Genomic DNA, 15,968 nt, shown 5'->3' with positions numbered 1-15,968 from the left:
AGCTTAACCCTGATAATTATCAGGGTTATTAATCATAGCTTGTAACTGATTAAATTGACTAGGGAATTTAAGAGTTAGATTCATTCAGTTTCACAATAACCGATAGATTTTCCATTTTAATTTCATGAATTTTAACAGTGATCAAATCAGCAATTTTGTATGCAGTTTCGCCTTTAATTTTAATTAGCCCTTCATCCGGACTAGTTGATATTTCATCGCGCACGGCATGAATCATTGACAGTGGTAAAAATGCTAATGCGCCAATATCATTTAAACGAACTCTTGCACCGCCACGGTTGATATCTAATATTTCCGCTGCGAACGCTTGTCCTATTTTGTTAGATAAATATTGGCAATAAAGGTTTTCGGCAATATCACGCTCAGCTAAACGTAATTTTTTACGTCTATCAGCCATGCTCTCTAATTGTTCGTTGGATGGAGCTGTTAAGGCTTCTGCTTTAAGCGAGGCTTTAAGTATACGATGGTTTATCATATCACCATATTTTCGAATTGGTGAAGTCCATGTTGCATAAGCATCAAATCCTAAACCAAAGTGAGGTTCTGGTTTTATAGAGAAATCAGCAGGTGTTTGGAACTTTCTTAATCGTGTTGATAAGAAGTCATTATCATCACTTAATCGGCGGAATTTAACATAGCCTTCAAATGAAGTAAGTGATTCTTTATCAAAATCTGTAATGCCATTGTCTGCTAATATTTTTAATATTTGTTCAATGTATTTGGTATCAAAGCCTGAATGAGTGTTAAATACGCCAGTACCTACTTTTTCTTTCAAATACATGGTGAGCGCTAAATTAGCGATAATCATCACTTCTTCAACAATATTATTGCCGATGCCACGTGATTCTTTAATGATTGTTTTTACTTGACGATTATTATCAAGAATAAATCGATAATCATTGTTCACTTTGAAAACTAACGCATTTTGTTGGCGCCAATTTATCCGTGTTTTTGCCAATTCTGATAATAATTTTAGTTGGTTTTTTATTGCCGCGTCATCGATATTTAAATCATCACGATTCTCTAAAAATTCAGACACATTGTGGTAAGAAAGCTTAGCTTTCGATTCAATCCATGCGGGTAAAAAACTGATATCATCATTCGTAAATTCGCCATTTTTATCAATTTTAATTTTACAAACCATAGCTGGACGTTTTTGGTTAGCTTTTAATGAACAAAGATCGTCCGCTAACTGTTTTGGTAACATTGGAATATTAAAGTCGGGCAGATAGGTGGTAAAGTTTCGGTTTTTTGCGATATTGTCGATTTCACTATCTTGCTCAATATATGCGGTTGGATCAGCGATGGCGATCATCAGGTTATAATTACCCATATCATCTTGTGAAATGGTAATTGCATCGTCCATATCTTCGGTATTTTCACTGTCAATTGTAAAAAATTGAATATCCGTTAAATCTTGACGATTTTCTTTTTCAGTCTCTGAAATTGTTAAAGATTCAGCTTGCGGAGCTTTGTCTTCTAAATTATAACGAGCCAAAGTTTTAAGCCATAGTTGATAAATTGAATCAGCACTGGCAATAAATTTTGTTATTTCAGCAAGAAAATGATTTTTATTTTTTTCTAATGGATGAGATTGTAAGGTGGCAACAACCCAATCACCTTCTTTTAATTTTTGCTTTACTTCAGGATTAACTTTACAGCGAATGGCAAAATTGACAGGTATATTTTCGGGATAAATGACCATCGCATTATCTAAAAAACCAATTTTGCCAATAAATTTTTGTAAACTACTTTCAATTAATACTTCAGGTTCAAATGATGTTTTATCGTTAATGGTGGAAATAGTGCCAGAAACTTTATCACCATGACAAACCATTTTCATTTTCGAAACAGCAATAAAGTAGTCAGTTTTGTTGTCAACATTTAGAAAGCCAAAACCTTTTTCATGCGCTCGGACGATACCTTCAACACGAGGTTTTTGTTCATATAATTCTTTTTTTAGTTGGGCTAGTAAAGGGTTATTTTGAAACATAGTTTTTAATATTAATTGAAAAATTTGAACTAAATTCTATCATAGTTATGCTTTTGGGGTTATTGAATTGTTTATTAGTGATGACGAAACAGTCTTAATTACTATAAATTGTAGAGTGGCATAATGAAATTAAACTATAAAATACAGGGTGATAATCAACCAGTTTTATTGATGCATGGTTTATTTGGAAGCCTAGATAATTTAAATATGTTAGCTAAAGATCTGTCTAGTCATTACCAAACTATTCAGGTTGATTTGCGCAATCATGGTCAATCACCATGGTCAAATGTTATGAATTATGAAGTGATGGCTGAAGATGTTGCTGAATTATGTCATGATTTGCAGTTACAAAATATTATATTAATCGGCCATTCAATGGGAGGAAAAGTTGCCATGCAATTAAGCCAACTTATTCCTGTTTCTAAAATCTGTGTCATTGATATTGCGCCAGTTAAATATAATCAAACGGCAAATGCACCTGTTCTTAACGCTTTAGAAAAATGTATTAATCAACAATTAACTGATAAAAAGCAGATTATTGAGCTTATGCATGATTTAAGTGCCTCGACAATTTCATTTTTACTTAAATCTTTTAAACATCAGCATTGGTTGTTTAATGCTCAAGTCATTATTAATCAATATGACAATATATGCGATTGGCAGACAATTTCACCTTGTAACGTACCGACATTATTCATCCGAGGTGGCAATTCAAACTATATTACTGATAAGGATTATCCAGCAATATTTAGCCAATTTCCAAATGCTCAAATTGAAATAGTAGAAGGTGCTGGTCATAATGTTCATGCAGAAAAAACTCAGCAAGTTTTACAACTTTTACATACAAACATTAAAAGCTTCATCTAATCGATTGTGGTTGATGCATTGTTTAAAATGAGCTTATGGTCGTCATCCAACACAATAATGCTATCATTTATCACGTTAACTTTTGAAAAGTCTGGGATCGCAGTTTGTGCTCCGTGTTTGATAAGCTCAGCATCGCCTATTCCAACACAATAGGCGCCAGCTTCAACTGCTGAAGTCACGCCACTTATTGAGTCTTCAAATACTAACGTTTCAGCGGGTGGTAGCATAAGGCGTTTAGCGCCAAGAAGATAAGGATCGGGGTAGGGTTTTCCACGAGCCACATCGTTTCGTTCCACTATCACAGAAATACATTCCTGAATATTCAGCATTGCCATTATTCGATCTATTTTTTCGCGCCAACCACTGGTTACAATCCCCACCCTAATTTTGGCTTTCGCTAAGGCATGTATTAATTGTGCAACACCTGGTATTGGATCATAATCAGCAGTATTTTCAGCGTGCATGATATAGTCTTGAACACTTTTTTGCGCTTCAGTTGATAGATGCCCAAACAGTGCTTTAATCGTATGTGGCCCGGGTTGGCCATGAATATGTTTAACAATATCGTCATCCTTGACGGTTATTCCATATAACTTGCCAGCCTCAATCCATGCTTTTTCAATAACGGTATTTGAATCAATTAGAACCCCATCCATATCAAATAAAACCGCAGAAATTTTTTTATTGCCTTACTCATAAGTTTTTTACCCCGTGCGTTAACCTTAGCCAAGAATTTAACTATTTACATTGAATCTTTGGACTTATAGAAGAGCGTCCATTTAACAATAAATATCTTAATTTTATTCATAACTAATTGTACTTATTGAAATTAATATAAATAGTAAAAGTAATTATGTATAATGAAAAAAATGACTGATTTGATAACAATTAGGAATGGATATGGACATTGAAATGAAGTTGCTACGAGCTTTCGTCGCACTTGTTGAGGTAGGGAATTACCGTGTCGCTTCTGAGCAATTATTTATAACACAACCCGCGTTAACTAAACAAATTCAAGCATTTGAACGAGCAATTGATCGAAGACTGTTTATTCGTGGTCGGAATGGCGCAAAGTTAACTGAAGTTGGGAAGGCGCTATATCCTGAAGTAAAAAAACTATTACAACAGAATAAGAAATTTTTACTCTTTGCTAATAATATTAAAAAAAACATGAATGGAGTTCTTTCAATCGGTTTTGGCATATCTTGTTTTCAACATGTTCCTAAATGGATTCGAACTTTTTCTGAAAGAAATCCGCAATGCCATGTTTCAGCAAAACAACTTCCTTCAAACGAGCAAATTACTCTGCTAATGCAGGGGGAATTAGATATTGGTTTTGTCCGTATGCCTGTGCCAGAGTCATTGAGTTCAATTATGTTATTTAAAGAGTATATCGTGCTAGCAGTTCCAAATAATCTAAAAGTCAGTAGGAACAATCTTAAATGTGTACTAGAAACGCATCCCTTATTACATATAAACCCCTACTTGGCGCCTTGTTTGACCGAGCAAACAAAATTATTACTTGAGGCTATAAACGCTATACCAAAACAGGGTGGGGCGACGAATGATCTTCCCTCTCTTTTGGCTTTAATTGCTGCCAAAAATGGCATTGCTTTTGTGCCTGCTAGTGTTTGTCATTTTCTACCTAAAGGTGTAAAACTTGTCACGCTTGAATTAGCTCAAACGGGATGGGATATTGCGGTTGCATGGAATGAAAAAAATGAAAATAAACAGCGTAATTTATTTTTAGAAATGAACATCAATCACATAACAAACGTTGTTGTTTAATCGTTTTATGATTCGGTGGGGTGATATCAATAAAAACCATTTTACAAGGTGCACTATAAGGTTGGCTGTAAACTTGATATTGCCACTCTTTTGGTATGATTTTATCTACCGTATGAGGGTAACTATCAAGTAAAGCAAACGCCATTTGCTGTGCTTTGAAATGTTGATGAAAATAGTGGTGTTGATTAATAATTGAGGTTAAATAACGAATAAAACCCAGCATGATGATGGCAAACATTAAACATGACAACATAACTTCAATTAAACTAAAGCCAGCTGTTTTTTTATTACTTATATTTTTACTATTCACAATCAATCATCTTCTTTTCAGGGCAATAATCTAACCAATGACCTTTTTCAACAATAAGTTGGTTATCTTCAAAATGCGTTAACATATAAAGGAAATAATCATCATTAGCCTGTCCACGTACTAGGGTGTAGTTATCCACTTTTAATCGCGATTTTTTTATACATGCTTTTAATTGATATTGAGTATCACATAAGCATTGCCACTCTTCAGTTGGCGGTTGCCAAATTTGTTTGGTTGCCCAATTTAAACTGGAACTAGCTTGATTAAACTGACGATAATATTTGGTTTCAATCAAATAGCTCCTTTTTATCGAATCAATGGTAATTTGAAACCCCGTTAGCAAAAGAAGTCCAACAATGGTTAATATGATCACCATCAAAAGCGTGCTAAAGCCATCATATTGAGTTACTGAACGATTAAAAGGGATTTTCATTTTTAATAATGGTTGTTGTTTGATATTTAATTTTTTTGTTTTTCTTCAATTGAGCACTAATATCTATCTCAAAATGATTATTTTGTTTTTTGATTGAAAATTGAGTGATTTTAATGTCGTGAGGATCGAAAATTTTCTCCCAATTGACACCTTCGCAATTGATTGTTCCAACTTTATATTCCAAATTATTATTATAAAGCCGATACGCAAAGATATCTGATTTGGTTGGAATAGTCGTATTATGAACCCAATCATTGCGGATCTCGCTATCGTAACGGAAGATATAGCAATTTTTTGCTGGGTTGATTTCAATTGGTTGCTGACTTATCTTTTCTGGTTTATTGGCGATAAATCCAGCACGTTTCAAATCTTTGGAAATACTAACAATACCTTGATGAATATTCCTTTGTAGATGGGTATTAAGATTTTGCTGAAGTATAATCGATTGTAATTTACTATAAAAAGCTGTGATGCCAATGAAAATTAAGCTAGAAAAGGTGATGCTTAACATCATTTCAAATAACGAAAATCCATCTTGCTTTAACATCGCGGCAGCCCTGGTAAATAACTATTTTTCTTACAAAACCGAATCCGCCCGCGATATGAAATAATAATTTGTGTGGTGCCAATGGCATTATGCAATTCGAATGTACCGGTTTGAGCCATATTTTTTCGCCCCCAAAAAGAGATGGTTTTTTTATCGGCTAAATCATTTAATTCAACAGAATTGTTGGGTTTAATAAAATAGCTAGAGCCTTCTTGGCAAGTCGCTGGTTTTTCGCCTTTGCTGATGCTTAAGCACCAAGGCGTCAAAAAATAATAGATGTGGACATTTTCGTTTGCGTAATAAGCTTTGGCTTGGGCTTCCTCAAGAAAATAGGCTAGCTGTTTTGTGGTAGTAGTAAGTTCGTTACGGAGCTGTAATTCCTTCCAATGTTGTACACCTATTGAAGCCAAAATAGCACCAATACAGATAACAAATAAAAGTTCTACTAAAGAAAATCCATCGTTTTGCATTATTTTTTGTTATAAGATTTAATGAGGATTCAACTTTATATTCAAAGAAAACAACTGAATTAAATATTGTTCAGATTTTGTGAAAGGTATTCCAAATAATTTATCCTTTTTGAGAAATCTCAATGATACGATAAACCACTTAAAAATAACTGCATATTATATTATACTGTTTGCCCAATTAAATTTGCTAACGGACTTAAAGTTAAAGGAAACGAGAAATGCAACAATTACAAACTATTATTGAGGCAGCATTTGAACGTCGTGCTGAAATTACGCCTTCGAATGTTGATACTGTAACACGTGATGCAATTAATCAATGTATCGCTCTATTAGACAGCGGTAAAATGCGTGTCGCGGAAAAGATTAATGGCGATTGGGTGACTCATCAATGGTTAAAAAAAGCGGTATTGCTCTCTTTCCGTATTAATGAAAATCAACTTATTGATGGTGGCGCAACAAATTATTATGACAAAGTGCCATTAAAATTTGCTGATTATGATGAAGCTCGCTTCCAACAAGAAGGCTTCCGTGTAGTTCCATCAGCAATTGCGCGTAAAGGTGCTTATGTTGCTCGTAATACCGTATTAATGCCATCTTACGTAAATATCGGTGCTTATGTTGATGAAGGCACGATGGTTGATACTTGGGTAACAGTTGGTTCATGTGCACAAATTGGTAAAAATGTTCACTTATCTGGTGGTGTTGGTATTGGTGGTGTGTTAGAACCATTACAAGCAAACCCAACTATTATCGAAGATAACTGTTTTATTGGTGCTCGTAGTGAAATCGTTGAAGGTGTGATTGTTGAAGAAGGCAGTGTGATCTCAATGGGCGTATTTATTGGTCAAAGTACTAAAATTTATGATCGAGCAACTGGTGAAGTTCATTACGGACGTGTTCCAGCTGGTTCGGTTGTGGTATCAGGTAACTTACCAACTAAAGATGGCAAATATAGCCTTTATTGTGCAGTTATTGTGAAAAAAGTCGATGCTAAAACTTTAGGTAAAGTTGGTATCAACGAATTACTTCGTACTATCGATTAATCTTAATAATAATGCCGCCGTAAATATTGTGGCGGCAATTAAAAGAGTTGTTTAAAATAAGTAATATTTATAACGATTAGAAGAGGAAAATTTATGCCTTCTTTTGATATTGTGTCAGAAATTCAAATGCCAGAAGTTAAAAACGGTGTCGATAATGCGATTCGTGAACTGACCACTCGTTGGGACTTCAAAAATGTCGAAGCATCTTTTGAGCTCAATGAAAAAAATGAAACCATCAAAGCAACTAGCCAATCCGATTTCCAAGTTCAACAGCTATTGGATATTTTACGTGATAAATTGGCCAAACGTGGTATTGATGGCGGAGCGCTAGAAATTCCTGAAGAGCTGGAACATAGCGGAAAATTTTATAGTATTACGGTCAAACTAAAACAAGGTATCGATAAAGAGTTAGCTAAAAAAATAGTTAAGCTGATTAAAGACAGTAAACTTAAAGTGCAAGCTCAAGTACAAGGTGAGCAGGTTCGCGTTACAGGTAAGTCTCGTGATGATTTACAAGCTGCCATGGCATTAGTCAAAAATGGTGAATTAGGGCAACCTTTCCAATTTACTAATTTCCGCGATTAATAGATCTTCATTCATGATTATTGCCGACTTGATGACTCCCTTTTAAAGCATTTTTCGGCAATATTTTTTTATCTATTACCTTAATAAATCTTAAAAAAAGTTGAGGAACGCACTTTTTTAAGCTTAAATTTTTAAGAATAAATGCTTTTATCTTTATTTTTAGGGATGCTATTTCTAAATAACGAGATTTTTTTAGTTAAATACGTTATGCTATCCGCTTGTCTATCCTCTTAAATTTAAAAATACTTATTATTATGAAAAAATTCGTATTATTTCTCGTTTTTTTTATTTTTTCATCTCCTTTATTTGCTCAAAATCCCAATAGTGAAGAAAAGAAAGCGTTTATTGATGACTTGATGTCAAAGATGACGATTAAAGAGAAAGTAGGGCAACTGCGATTAATCAGTGTGGGTGGCGATCTTACACTAGACAAAGTCCTTGATCAAATTGAAGCGGGTGAAATTGGTGGTATTTTTAATACTGTAGTTGAGCCCGATCTATCACAAATGCAAGAAAGAGCATTAAAATCGCCGAATAAAATCCCTGTTTATTTTGGTTTTGACATTATTCATGGTCATCGTACGGTATTTCCTATTAATTTAGGGATTGCTGCAACTTGGGATCGTGATGCGATAGGTAAAGTTGCTGAAGTATCGTCTGATGAAGCAACTTCTGATGGGCTTAATGTAACTTGGGCGCCAATGGTCGATATTACGCGAGATCCAAGGTGGGGCCGAGTGTCAGAAGGATTTGGTGAAGATCCTTATTTAGCGTCGGAAGCAGGACGTATTTTTGTCGAAAAAATGCAAAAACAGTCTCTTGAGGATAAAAAATCATTAGTGACAACCGTTAAGCATTTTGCGCTATATGGTGCGGTTGAAGCTGGTCGTGAATATAATAGTACGGATATGAGTGAACGAAAAATGTTCCAAGAATATCTTGTACCATATAAAGCGGCTGTAGATGCAGGCAGCCGAGCGGTTATGGTTGCACTTGTTAGTGTAAACGGTATTCCTGCTACCTCTAATCATTGGTTATTAACCGAGGTACTGCGTGATCAATGGCATTTTGATGGTGTAGTGGTTAGTGATCATGGTGCTATTCGTGAATTAATTAATCACGGTGTGGCAAAAGACGCTAAAGATGCAGTTAGAATTGCGATCCTAGCTGGTATTGATATCAGTATGAATGATGAGTATTTTTTACAGTTTATACCAGAACTAGTTAATGAAGGTGCAATCTCTCAAGAGCAGATTAACCAAGCGTGTCGTCATGTATTAGAACTGAAATATGATATGGGATTATTTAAAAATCCTCATCGAAATTTAGATCCTAATTTTGATATTGAAACCATGTTCGCCAACGATCGTTTACATCGTGCAGAAGCAAGGGATGTTGCGCGTCGTAGTATTGTATTGTTAAAAAATGAAAACAATGTTTTACCGTTGAGCAAAAATAAAAAAATTGCGGTGATTGGACCGTTAGCAGATTCAAAACGCGATATTTTGGGTAGTTGGTCTGGTGCTGGGCGAGCTAATTTAGCCGTAACCCCTTTGGAAGGGATTAAGAATGCTGTTATTAATCCAAAATTAGTTAGCTATGCATGGGGTGCCAATATTTCGGATGATCCAAATCTTTATAAATTCTTAAATTTATATGAAGAGATCACTAAATTTGATAAAAGACCTGCTGATAAAATGATTGCCGAAGCGGTTGCTCAAGCTAAAAGATCAGATGCTGTTGTTTTATTTGTTGGCGAAGCCGAAGGGATGGCGCATGAATCATCAAGCCGAACTGACCTAAATTTGCAAGCAAGCCAAAAACGTTTAATCACAGCATTAAAAGCAACAGGTAAACCACTAATTATTGCATTGATGAATGGGCGCCCACTTACCGTGAAAGAAGAATATGAACAAGCCGATGCGATGCTTGAAACTTGGTTTTTAGGTACTGAAGGTGGTAATGCTGTAGCTGATGTTCTCTTTGGTGATTATAACCCATCAGGTAAATTACCGATGTCTTTCCCAGATAATGTTGGTCAAATTCCTGTTTATTATGGTCAATTAAATACTGGTCGACCTCATGGTACGGTCAATATGGGTAAATACACCACTTCTTATTTTGATAGTCCAAACGAACCGTTATTTCCATTTGGTTATGGTTTGAGTTATACCAATTTTACGATTGATTTTTCACTATCAAAAACTGAAATGTCTCCAAATGGTGAAATCGAAGTGATAGCCAATGTAGAAAATACTGGTGATAGAGAGGGGACGCAAGTTGTCCAATTATACTTGCAAGATGTGACTGCTTCAGTTAGCCGTCCTGTCAAGGAGTTAGTTGGATTTGAGAAAATAGCACTTAAACCTCACGAAAAAGGCCAAGTAAAATTTGTTATCAAATATGACATGTTAAAATTCTGGAATGACAAAATGCAATATGTTGCAGAACCAGGTAAATTTAATGTGTTTGTAGGCTCAGATTCGACAACCAAACAAAAGCAAACATTCACTTTACTTGATAAATAAACACAAAAACCGTCGGTTTTAATCGACGGTTTAGTTCTTTTATTCAATCTTTCAATCTTTCAACCTTTAAGACTAATATATAAGATTATTTACTGATATCGTTTACGTTTTTAAGGTAAAAAAATACGAGTCAATGACTCGTATTTAATCCATTTATTATTACAATTATCTATTGAGTGCTTTTACTTTCAGAACTAATCCATCAACAGCAATCACTTCAACAGGTTGTCCAATCTCTAGATCTTGGTTACATTTTGCTGACCATGTGCCATCTTTTATTTTTACCCGACCCGAACCATTAATTATAGCCTCGGTAACGATGGTTTTGATTCCGATTAATTCTTGTTGGGGTTGATTGATTTCACTTTTACCAGATTTATCTTTACCATGTTTTTTTAACCACACCCACCAAAGATAAGCCGATACCAAAGTAAAAATAGCAAATAAAATCCATAGAATTGGCCAAGATAAAGGGACAACCCAAGCTATTAAACCAACAACAATGGCTGCAATCCCACTCCAAAGCCCATATCCGGAAGTTCCCAATAGCTCAAGGATCAGTAAAATACCACCTAAAGCAATAAATACCCAGTGAGGATAATCATAAATAACCGTTAAAAAATCAGTCATTGATTGTTACCTAATTTATTAAAATATAATATCTTCCTAATTAGATTAGGAAGAATTGTTTCACTAAAGCAAATTATTTAGAGTTTTTAATTAATTCTGCAATACCGCCAATGCTACCCATTAAGCTAGAAGCATCTAGTGGCATCATCACTACTTTACTGTTATCTGAAGCACCGATTTGTTGTAAAGCTTCAGTATATTTTTGAGCAACGAAGTAGTTGATCGCATTAATATTACCAGCAGCAATCGCTTCTGAAACCATTTGTGTAGCTTTTGCTTCGGCTTCGGCAGCACGTTCACGCGCTTCTGCTTGTAAAAAAGCAGCTTGTTTTTCACCTTCTGCTTTTAATATTTCTGACTGTTTTTCACCTTCAGAGCGTAAAATAGCCGCTTGGCGGATACCTTCTGCTTCAAGGATCTCAGCACGTTTGTTACGTTCAGCTTTCATTTGCGCGTTCATGGCTGCAATAAGTTCTGCTGGTGGGCGAACGTCACGAATTTCGATACGGGTAATTTTAATTCCCCAAGGGCTAGTTGCATCATCAACAATGCTAAGAAGTTTTGAGTTGATGTGATCACGTTGTGATAACATTTCATCAAGTTCCATACTACCAAGTACGGTACGAATGTTTGTCATCATCAGATTAATAACCGCACGCTCAAGTTGATTAACTTGGTAAGCAGCTCTTGCCGCTTCTTGTACTTGAATAAAGCAAACCGCATCAATTTGTACATTCGCATTATCTTTAGAAATAACTTCTTGAGATGGGATATCAAGAACTTGTTCCATCATATTAATTTTGCGACCCACACCATCCATAAATGGGATAATGATGTTTAAGCCAGGCTCAAGCGTATGAGTGTATTTACCAAAACGCTCGATGGTATATTGGTATCCTTGTGGAACAATGGTAATAGCTTTAAAAACGGTTACGATAGCTAATAAAACTATTATCGCAATAAGAATATAAAATATTGGCATATATCAAAATCTCTAAATTTTATTAATGTATTGATTATTCTAATTGGTATTAGAATATTTGACAAACTATTAGTTTTTAACCATGTGAAATCAAAACAACCTAATAGATCATTTGTTAAATACGGCAACGTAGAAAATTATCTTGAAAAGATCAACCTAGCTCCTCGATTTTAATTTCATCATTAAGTTATTGAGCACTGCTTTATTCGCTGGTCTGAAATCATATAGGTTAAAATCGTTCAATCATCAATGTCATTAATTTAAAAAATGAGTCTAAATAAACCTATTTTTTATAAAGGCTAATTTTATTTATTGAATATAAAATATTCGCTTGACAACACACTAATGAACTAGTTTAATAGTACAACATCTTTTTTAAGCAGATATAATAATGATAAATCATCAAAATCCTATAACTCACTATAAAAAAACTACTGTTTTGAGTTGGTGGCGCATCACTTTCTGCGGGTGATGTGATGATGTCCTTTTTTCACAAGACCCGCTAAATGCGGGTTTTTTAGTTTAAAAAAAGATAAAAAATAATTTTATATAAAGAGAGTCAACAATGAATAAGCCTACATTAACACAAATAATCAAAACCATTGGTTATTATCAGGATCCGACTCAGGTATTTTATCAACTTTGTGATAATAAACCGGCAACATTGTTGCTTGAATCTGCCGAAATTGATAATAAACAGGGGATTAAAAGCGTAATGATCATTGATAGCGCTTTAACTATTTCGGCCCTAAACAACGAAGTGACTTTTCAAGCTTTAACCAGCAACGGGCAAAAATTATTACCTTTGTTAGAGCAAGCATTTCCTGATAACGTCACTAAAACAAAAATAGATGAACATAATCTTAAGTTAGAGTTTCCACCCATTGATGGTTTGCAAGATGAAGATTCTCGCTTAAAGTCATTATCGATTTTTGATGCATTAAGAACATTATTAAATATCGTTAATATTCCCGAAAAAGCGAGTTCAGATGCCGTTTTTGTTGGTGGATTATTTGCGTATGATTTAGTGACAAATTTTGAACATTTACCAATATTACCAACTGAACAACGTTGCCAAGATTTTCGTTTTTATTTAGCTGAAACTTTATTGGAAATTAATCACAAAGATCGCGTTTCATTATTAAAAGCAACGGCCTTTACTTCTTGTCCTGATGAAGTTACACGCTTAAATCAACGATTAGATGAATTACAAAATAAACTCAATCAACCAATGAGCACAATTAAAAGGCAATCGTTGGCTGAAATGGATGTTGCTTGTAATAAGAGTGATGATGATTTCAATACCATTGTTAAGAAAATGCAAGATGCGATTCAACAAGGTGAAATCTTCCAAGCTGTTCCATCTAGACGTTTTTCATTACCTTGTCCTCAACCATTATCTGCATATCAAGTCTTAAAAAATAATAATCCAAGCCCTTATATGTTTTATATGCAAGACGAGGATTTTGTTTTATTTGGTGCCTCACCTGAAAGTGCACTCAAATATAATAAAGCCAATAATCAAGTTGAAATTTATCCAATTGCTGGTACTCGCCCACGTGGTTTAAACACTAATGGCGAGATTGATTACGATTTGGATAGTCGATTAGAGTTGGAAATGCGCACCGATAAAAAAGAGTTAGCTGAACATTTAATGTTGGTCGATTTAGCACGAAATGATTTAGCTCGAATTTGCCAGCCAGGGACGCGATATACCAAAGAGCTATTAAAAGTTGATCGTTATTCTTACGTTATGCATTTAGTTTCAAGAATTGTTGGTCAACTACGTCAAGATCTTGATGCACTACATGCTTATCAAGCTACCATGAACATGGGAACATTAACTGGAGCGCCAAAAGTTAGGGCAATGCAGTTAATTGCCGAATCGGAAAAAATAAAACGGGGTAGTTATGGTGGGGCAGTTGGATATTTTACTGCCAATGGTGATCTTGATACTTGTATCGTTATTCGCAGTGCTTATGTGGAAGATGGTGTTGCAACCGTACAAGCTGGATGTGGCGTGGTTTTAGATTCAGAACCACAAGCAGAATCGGATGAATCACGTAACAAAGCACGTGCTGTTGTTCGCGCGATTATGGCAGCACATAATGTAGAAGGTGTATTCTAATGGCTAATATCTTATTTCTTGATAACGTTGATTCGTTTACTTATAACTTAGTCGATCAGTTACGTCACAATCAACATAACGTGACAATTTATCGCAACACAATTCCAGCTGATGTGATCATCGAAAAATTATCACAAATGCAAAATCCTATCCTAATGTTATCACCAGGACCTGGAGCACCTAGTGAAGCAGGTTCAATGCCTGAATTACTTAAACGTTTAAAAGGTAAATTACCGATCATTGGTATCTGTCTTGGACATCAAGCGATTGTTGAATCTTATGGTGGTATGATTGTCCCTGCGGGCGATATTTTACATGGAAAAGCTTCATTAATTGAACATGATGGGCAAGCGATGTTTAAAGACTTACCCAATCCATTACCGGTTGCGCGCTATCACTCATTAAAAGGTGAAAACATACCGAAAACATTAACCGTCAATGCCATGTGTAATAACATCGTTATGGCAGTACGTAATGACCAAGATCGGGTTTGCGGTTTTCAATTTCATCCTGAATCAATTTTAACGATTCAAGGGGTAAAATTATTAGAACAAACCATTGAATGGGCACTGAATCCACCACAAAAACAGCCAGAAGCAAAACAAGAAGCCATTGTTGATAAGCAAGAATACAATATTCAACCGATTTTAAATAAATTGTACTTAGGGCAAGTATTGTCTCAAGAAGAGAGTAAAATACTGTTTAATTTAATTATTCAAGGTAAAATAGAACCAACGGTACTAGCAACCGCTATCATTAGTATGAAAGTTCGGGGTGAAAAACCTGATGAAATTGCCGGAGCAGCTCAGGCCTTACTTGAAAATGCTGATCCATTTGAAGTGCCTGATTATGATTTTACCGACATCGTTGGGACTGGTGGAGATGGAACTAACAGCATCAATATCTCCACGGCCAGTGCTTTTGTTACTGCGGCATTAGGGTATAAAGTTGCTAAGCATGGTAACCGTGGTGTGTCGAGCAAATCAGGATCATCAGATGTTTTATCCGCTTTAGGTATTAAACTAAACATGTCAGCGGAAGCATCTCGAAAAGCGCTTGATGAATTAGGTGTGTGTTTCTTGTTTGCTCAGCAATATCACTCAGGATTCCGCCATGCTGCACCAGTACGTCAGCAACTTAAAACACGAACAATTTTTAATGTTCTTGGACCGTTGATTAATCCATCACGACCAAAACGTATTTTACTTGGTGTTTATCATCCTGACTTGATAAGACCGATTGCAGAAACATTAAAAATGTTAAACTATACCCATGCTTATGTGGTACATGGCTCAGGGATGGATGAAGTCGCTATTCATGGCGAAACTCAAGTTGCCGAAGTAAAAAATGGCGAAATTCGCTATTTTACTTTGACACCAGAAGATTTTGGTCTACAGCAATATACTTTGAAAGATATTGAAGGTGGAACACCAGAAATGAATCGTGATTTATTGTTAGCGATTTTACAAGGACATGGTAAACCAGCGCATGAAGCAGCTATTGCTGCAAATGTGGCGATGTTAATTAGCCTATTTGGTGAACCAGACTTAAAACAAAATGCTAAGCGTGCAATAGAATTAATGCGTAGCGGTAAAGCTTATGAACTATTACAAAAGTTAGCAGCAAGATAATGAGTGGAGAATAAG

Annotated in this window: 15 protein-coding genes; 7 read left to right on the top strand and 8 right to left on the bottom strand. The window is 35.3% G+C overall.

All coding sequences use genetic code 11. From position 1 onward, the window contains the following. Positions 1-67: 67 nt before the first annotated feature. The gene (locus J3U00_RS04860; RefSeq protein ID WP_267331743.1) at positions 68-2,011 is read right to left on the bottom strand and encodes an exoribonuclease II; all 1,944 of its coding nucleotides are present in this window, start codon (positions 2,009-2,011) and stop codon (positions 68-70) included. 123 nt (positions 2,012-2,134) lie between these two features. Between J3U00_RS04860 and J3U00_RS04855 the strand changes: the two genes are divergently transcribed. After that, positions 2,135-2,878, top strand: a complete 744-nt coding sequence (locus J3U00_RS04855; protein ID WP_267331742.1) for an alpha/beta fold hydrolase — start codon at positions 2,135-2,137, stop codon at positions 2,876-2,878. Here the strand turns inward: J3U00_RS04855 and J3U00_RS04850 are convergent. Then, entirely contained in the window at positions 2,875-3,534 is a 660-nt protein-coding gene (locus tag J3U00_RS04850; protein ID WP_416380189.1) for an HAD family hydrolase, read from the bottom strand. The genes J3U00_RS04855 and J3U00_RS04850 overlap by 4 nt on opposite strands. 244 nt (positions 3,535-3,778) lie before the next feature. Here J3U00_RS04850 and J3U00_RS04845 point away from each other — a divergent pair, with 244 nt between their 5' ends. Beyond that, entirely contained in the window at positions 3,779-4,666 is an 888-nt protein-coding gene (locus tag J3U00_RS04845; protein WP_267331741.1) for a LysR family transcriptional regulator, read from the top strand. Here the strand turns inward: J3U00_RS04845 and J3U00_RS04840 are convergent. From J3U00_RS04840 to J3U00_RS04825, 4 genes are read right to left on the bottom strand one after another with little or no spacing between them, the layout of a single operon-like run. After that, the gene (locus J3U00_RS04840; protein ID WP_176713942.1) at positions 4,638-4,976 is read right to left on the bottom strand and encodes a type IV pilus modification PilV family protein; all 339 of its coding nucleotides are present in this window, start codon (positions 4,974-4,976) and stop codon (positions 4,638-4,640) included. The two genes, J3U00_RS04845 and J3U00_RS04840, sit on opposite strands and share 29 nt — an antisense overlap. Next, complete coding sequence (locus J3U00_RS04835) at positions 4,969-5,352, bottom strand: DUF2509 family protein (protein ID WP_267331850.1); 384 nt, start codon at positions 5,350-5,352, stop codon at positions 4,969-4,971. Before J3U00_RS04835 ends, J3U00_RS04840 begins: the two co-directional genes overlap by 8 nt. 40 nt (positions 5,353-5,392) lie before the next feature. After that, positions 5,393-5,956, bottom strand: coding sequence for a prepilin peptidase-dependent protein (locus J3U00_RS04830; RefSeq protein WP_220225763.1), 564 nt, complete (start codon positions 5,954-5,956; stop codon positions 5,393-5,395). Continuing rightward, positions 5,950-6,426, bottom strand: coding sequence for a prepilin-type N-terminal cleavage/methylation domain-containing protein (locus tag J3U00_RS04825; RefSeq protein WP_267331740.1), 477 nt, complete (start codon positions 6,424-6,426; stop codon positions 5,950-5,952). The genes J3U00_RS04830 and J3U00_RS04825 overlap by 7 nt, the downstream gene beginning before the upstream one ends. Positions 6,427-6,644: 218 nt before the next feature. On the opposite strand from J3U00_RS04825, the gene dapD reads away from it, so the two are divergent. The 3 genes from dapD to bglX all read left to right on the top strand — a co-directional run bounded on the left by dapD (position 6,645) and on the right by bglX (position 10,582). Next, the gene (dapD, locus tag J3U00_RS04820; protein ID WP_065563367.1) at positions 6,645-7,469 is read left to right on the top strand and encodes a 2,3,4,5-tetrahydropyridine-2,6-dicarboxylate N-succinyltransferase; all 825 of its coding nucleotides are present in this window, start codon (positions 6,645-6,647) and stop codon (positions 7,467-7,469) included. Between the two features lie 93 nt (positions 7,470-7,562). Beyond that, a complete protein-coding gene (locus J3U00_RS04815) occupies positions 7,563-8,054 on the top strand; it encodes a YajQ family cyclic di-GMP-binding protein (RefSeq protein ID WP_267331739.1) in 492 nt (163 codons plus the stop codon). Between the two features lie 254 nt (positions 8,055-8,308). Next, on the top strand, positions 8,309-10,582 hold the full coding sequence (bglX, locus tag J3U00_RS04810) for a beta-glucosidase BglX (protein ID WP_267331738.1): 2,274 nt from the start codon (positions 8,309-8,311) through the stop codon (positions 10,580-10,582). A gap of 165 nt (positions 10,583-10,747) precedes the next feature. Here the strand turns inward: bglX and J3U00_RS04805 are convergent, their stop codons facing one another. Beyond that, a complete protein-coding gene (locus tag J3U00_RS04805; protein WP_267331737.1) occupies positions 10,748-11,212 on the bottom strand; it encodes an NfeD family protein in 465 nt (154 codons plus the stop codon). A 73-nt stretch (positions 11,213-11,285) separates the two neighbouring features. Beyond that, the gene (locus tag J3U00_RS04800; RefSeq protein ID WP_065563371.1) at positions 11,286-12,194 is read right to left on the bottom strand and encodes an SPFH domain-containing protein; all 909 of its coding nucleotides are present in this window, start codon (positions 12,192-12,194) and stop codon (positions 11,286-11,288) included. A gap of 565 nt (positions 12,195-12,759) precedes the next feature. On the opposite strand from J3U00_RS04800, the gene J3U00_RS04795 reads away from it, so the two are divergent. Both J3U00_RS04795 and trpD read left to right on the top strand, forming a co-directional pair. Then, on the top strand, positions 12,760-14,322 hold the full coding sequence (locus J3U00_RS04795; RefSeq protein WP_267331736.1) for an anthranilate synthase component 1: 1,563 nt from the start codon (positions 12,760-12,762) through the stop codon (positions 14,320-14,322). Then, positions 14,322-15,953 carry a bifunctional anthranilate synthase glutamate amidotransferase component TrpG/anthranilate phosphoribosyltransferase TrpD gene (gene trpD / locus J3U00_RS04790; RefSeq protein ID WP_267331735.1) on the top strand — a complete coding sequence of 544 codons (1,632 nt, stop codon included), beginning with the start codon at positions 14,322-14,324 and terminating at the stop codon, positions 15,951-15,953. Before J3U00_RS04795 ends, trpD begins: the two co-directional genes overlap by 1 nt. Positions 15,954-15,968 lie beyond the last annotated feature (15 nt).

Origin of the sequence: Gilliamella sp. B3127 (assembly GCF_026536935.1) — a bacterium.
GTDB lineage: Bacteria > Pseudomonadota > Gammaproteobacteria > Enterobacterales > Orbaceae > Gilliamella > Gilliamella apicola_E.
Note: the sequence above shows the minus strand (reverse complement) of the source record. Positions and strands in the feature narration are given on the sequence as shown.

Excerpts from the sequence above, each read along its gene's own strand:
- J3U00_RS04800 (WP_065563371.1), bottom strand. The coding sequence starts at position 12,194 with ATGCCAATATTTTATATTCTTATTGCGATAATAGTTTTATTAGCTATC.
- dapD (WP_065563367.1), top strand. The coding sequence starts at position 6,645 with ATGCAACAATTACAAACTATTATTGAGGCAGCATTTGAACGTCGTGCT.
- J3U00_RS04805 (WP_267331737.1), bottom strand. The coding sequence starts at position 11,212 with ATGACTGATTTTTTAACGGTTATTTATGATTATCCTCACTGGGTATTT.
- J3U00_RS04830 (WP_220225763.1), bottom strand. The coding sequence starts at position 5,956 with ATGTTAAAGCAAGATGGATTTTCGTTATTTGAAATGATGTTAAGCATC.
- J3U00_RS04855 (WP_267331742.1), top strand. The coding sequence starts at position 2,135 with ATGAAATTAAACTATAAAATACAGGGTGATAATCAACCAGTTTTATTG.
- J3U00_RS04815 (WP_267331739.1), top strand. The coding sequence starts at position 7,563 with ATGCCTTCTTTTGATATTGTGTCAGAAATTCAAATGCCAGAAGTTAAA.
- bglX (WP_267331738.1), top strand. The coding sequence starts at position 8,309 with ATGAAAAAATTCGTATTATTTCTCGTTTTTTTTATTTTTTCATCTCCT.
- J3U00_RS04845 (WP_267331741.1), top strand. The coding sequence starts at position 3,779 with ATGGACATTGAAATGAAGTTGCTACGAGCTTTCGTCGCACTTGTTGAG.
- J3U00_RS04795 (WP_267331736.1), top strand. The coding sequence starts at position 12,760 with ATGAATAAGCCTACATTAACACAAATAATCAAAACCATTGGTTATTAT.
- trpD (WP_267331735.1), top strand. The coding sequence starts at position 14,322 with ATGGCTAATATCTTATTTCTTGATAACGTTGATTCGTTTACTTATAAC.
- J3U00_RS04835 (WP_267331850.1), bottom strand. The coding sequence starts at position 5,352 with ATGGTGATCATATTAACCATTGTTGGACTTCTTTTGCTAACGGGGTTT.
- J3U00_RS04850 (WP_416380189.1), bottom strand. The coding sequence starts at position 3,534 with ATGGATGGGGTTCTAATTGATTCAAATACCGTTATTGAAAAAGCATGG.
- J3U00_RS04825 (WP_267331740.1), bottom strand. The coding sequence starts at position 6,426 with ATGCAAAACGATGGATTTTCTTTAGTAGAACTTTTATTTGTTATCTGT.
- J3U00_RS04860 (WP_267331743.1), bottom strand. The coding sequence starts at position 2,011 with ATGTTTCAAAATAACCCTTTACTAGCCCAACTAAAAAAAGAATTATAT.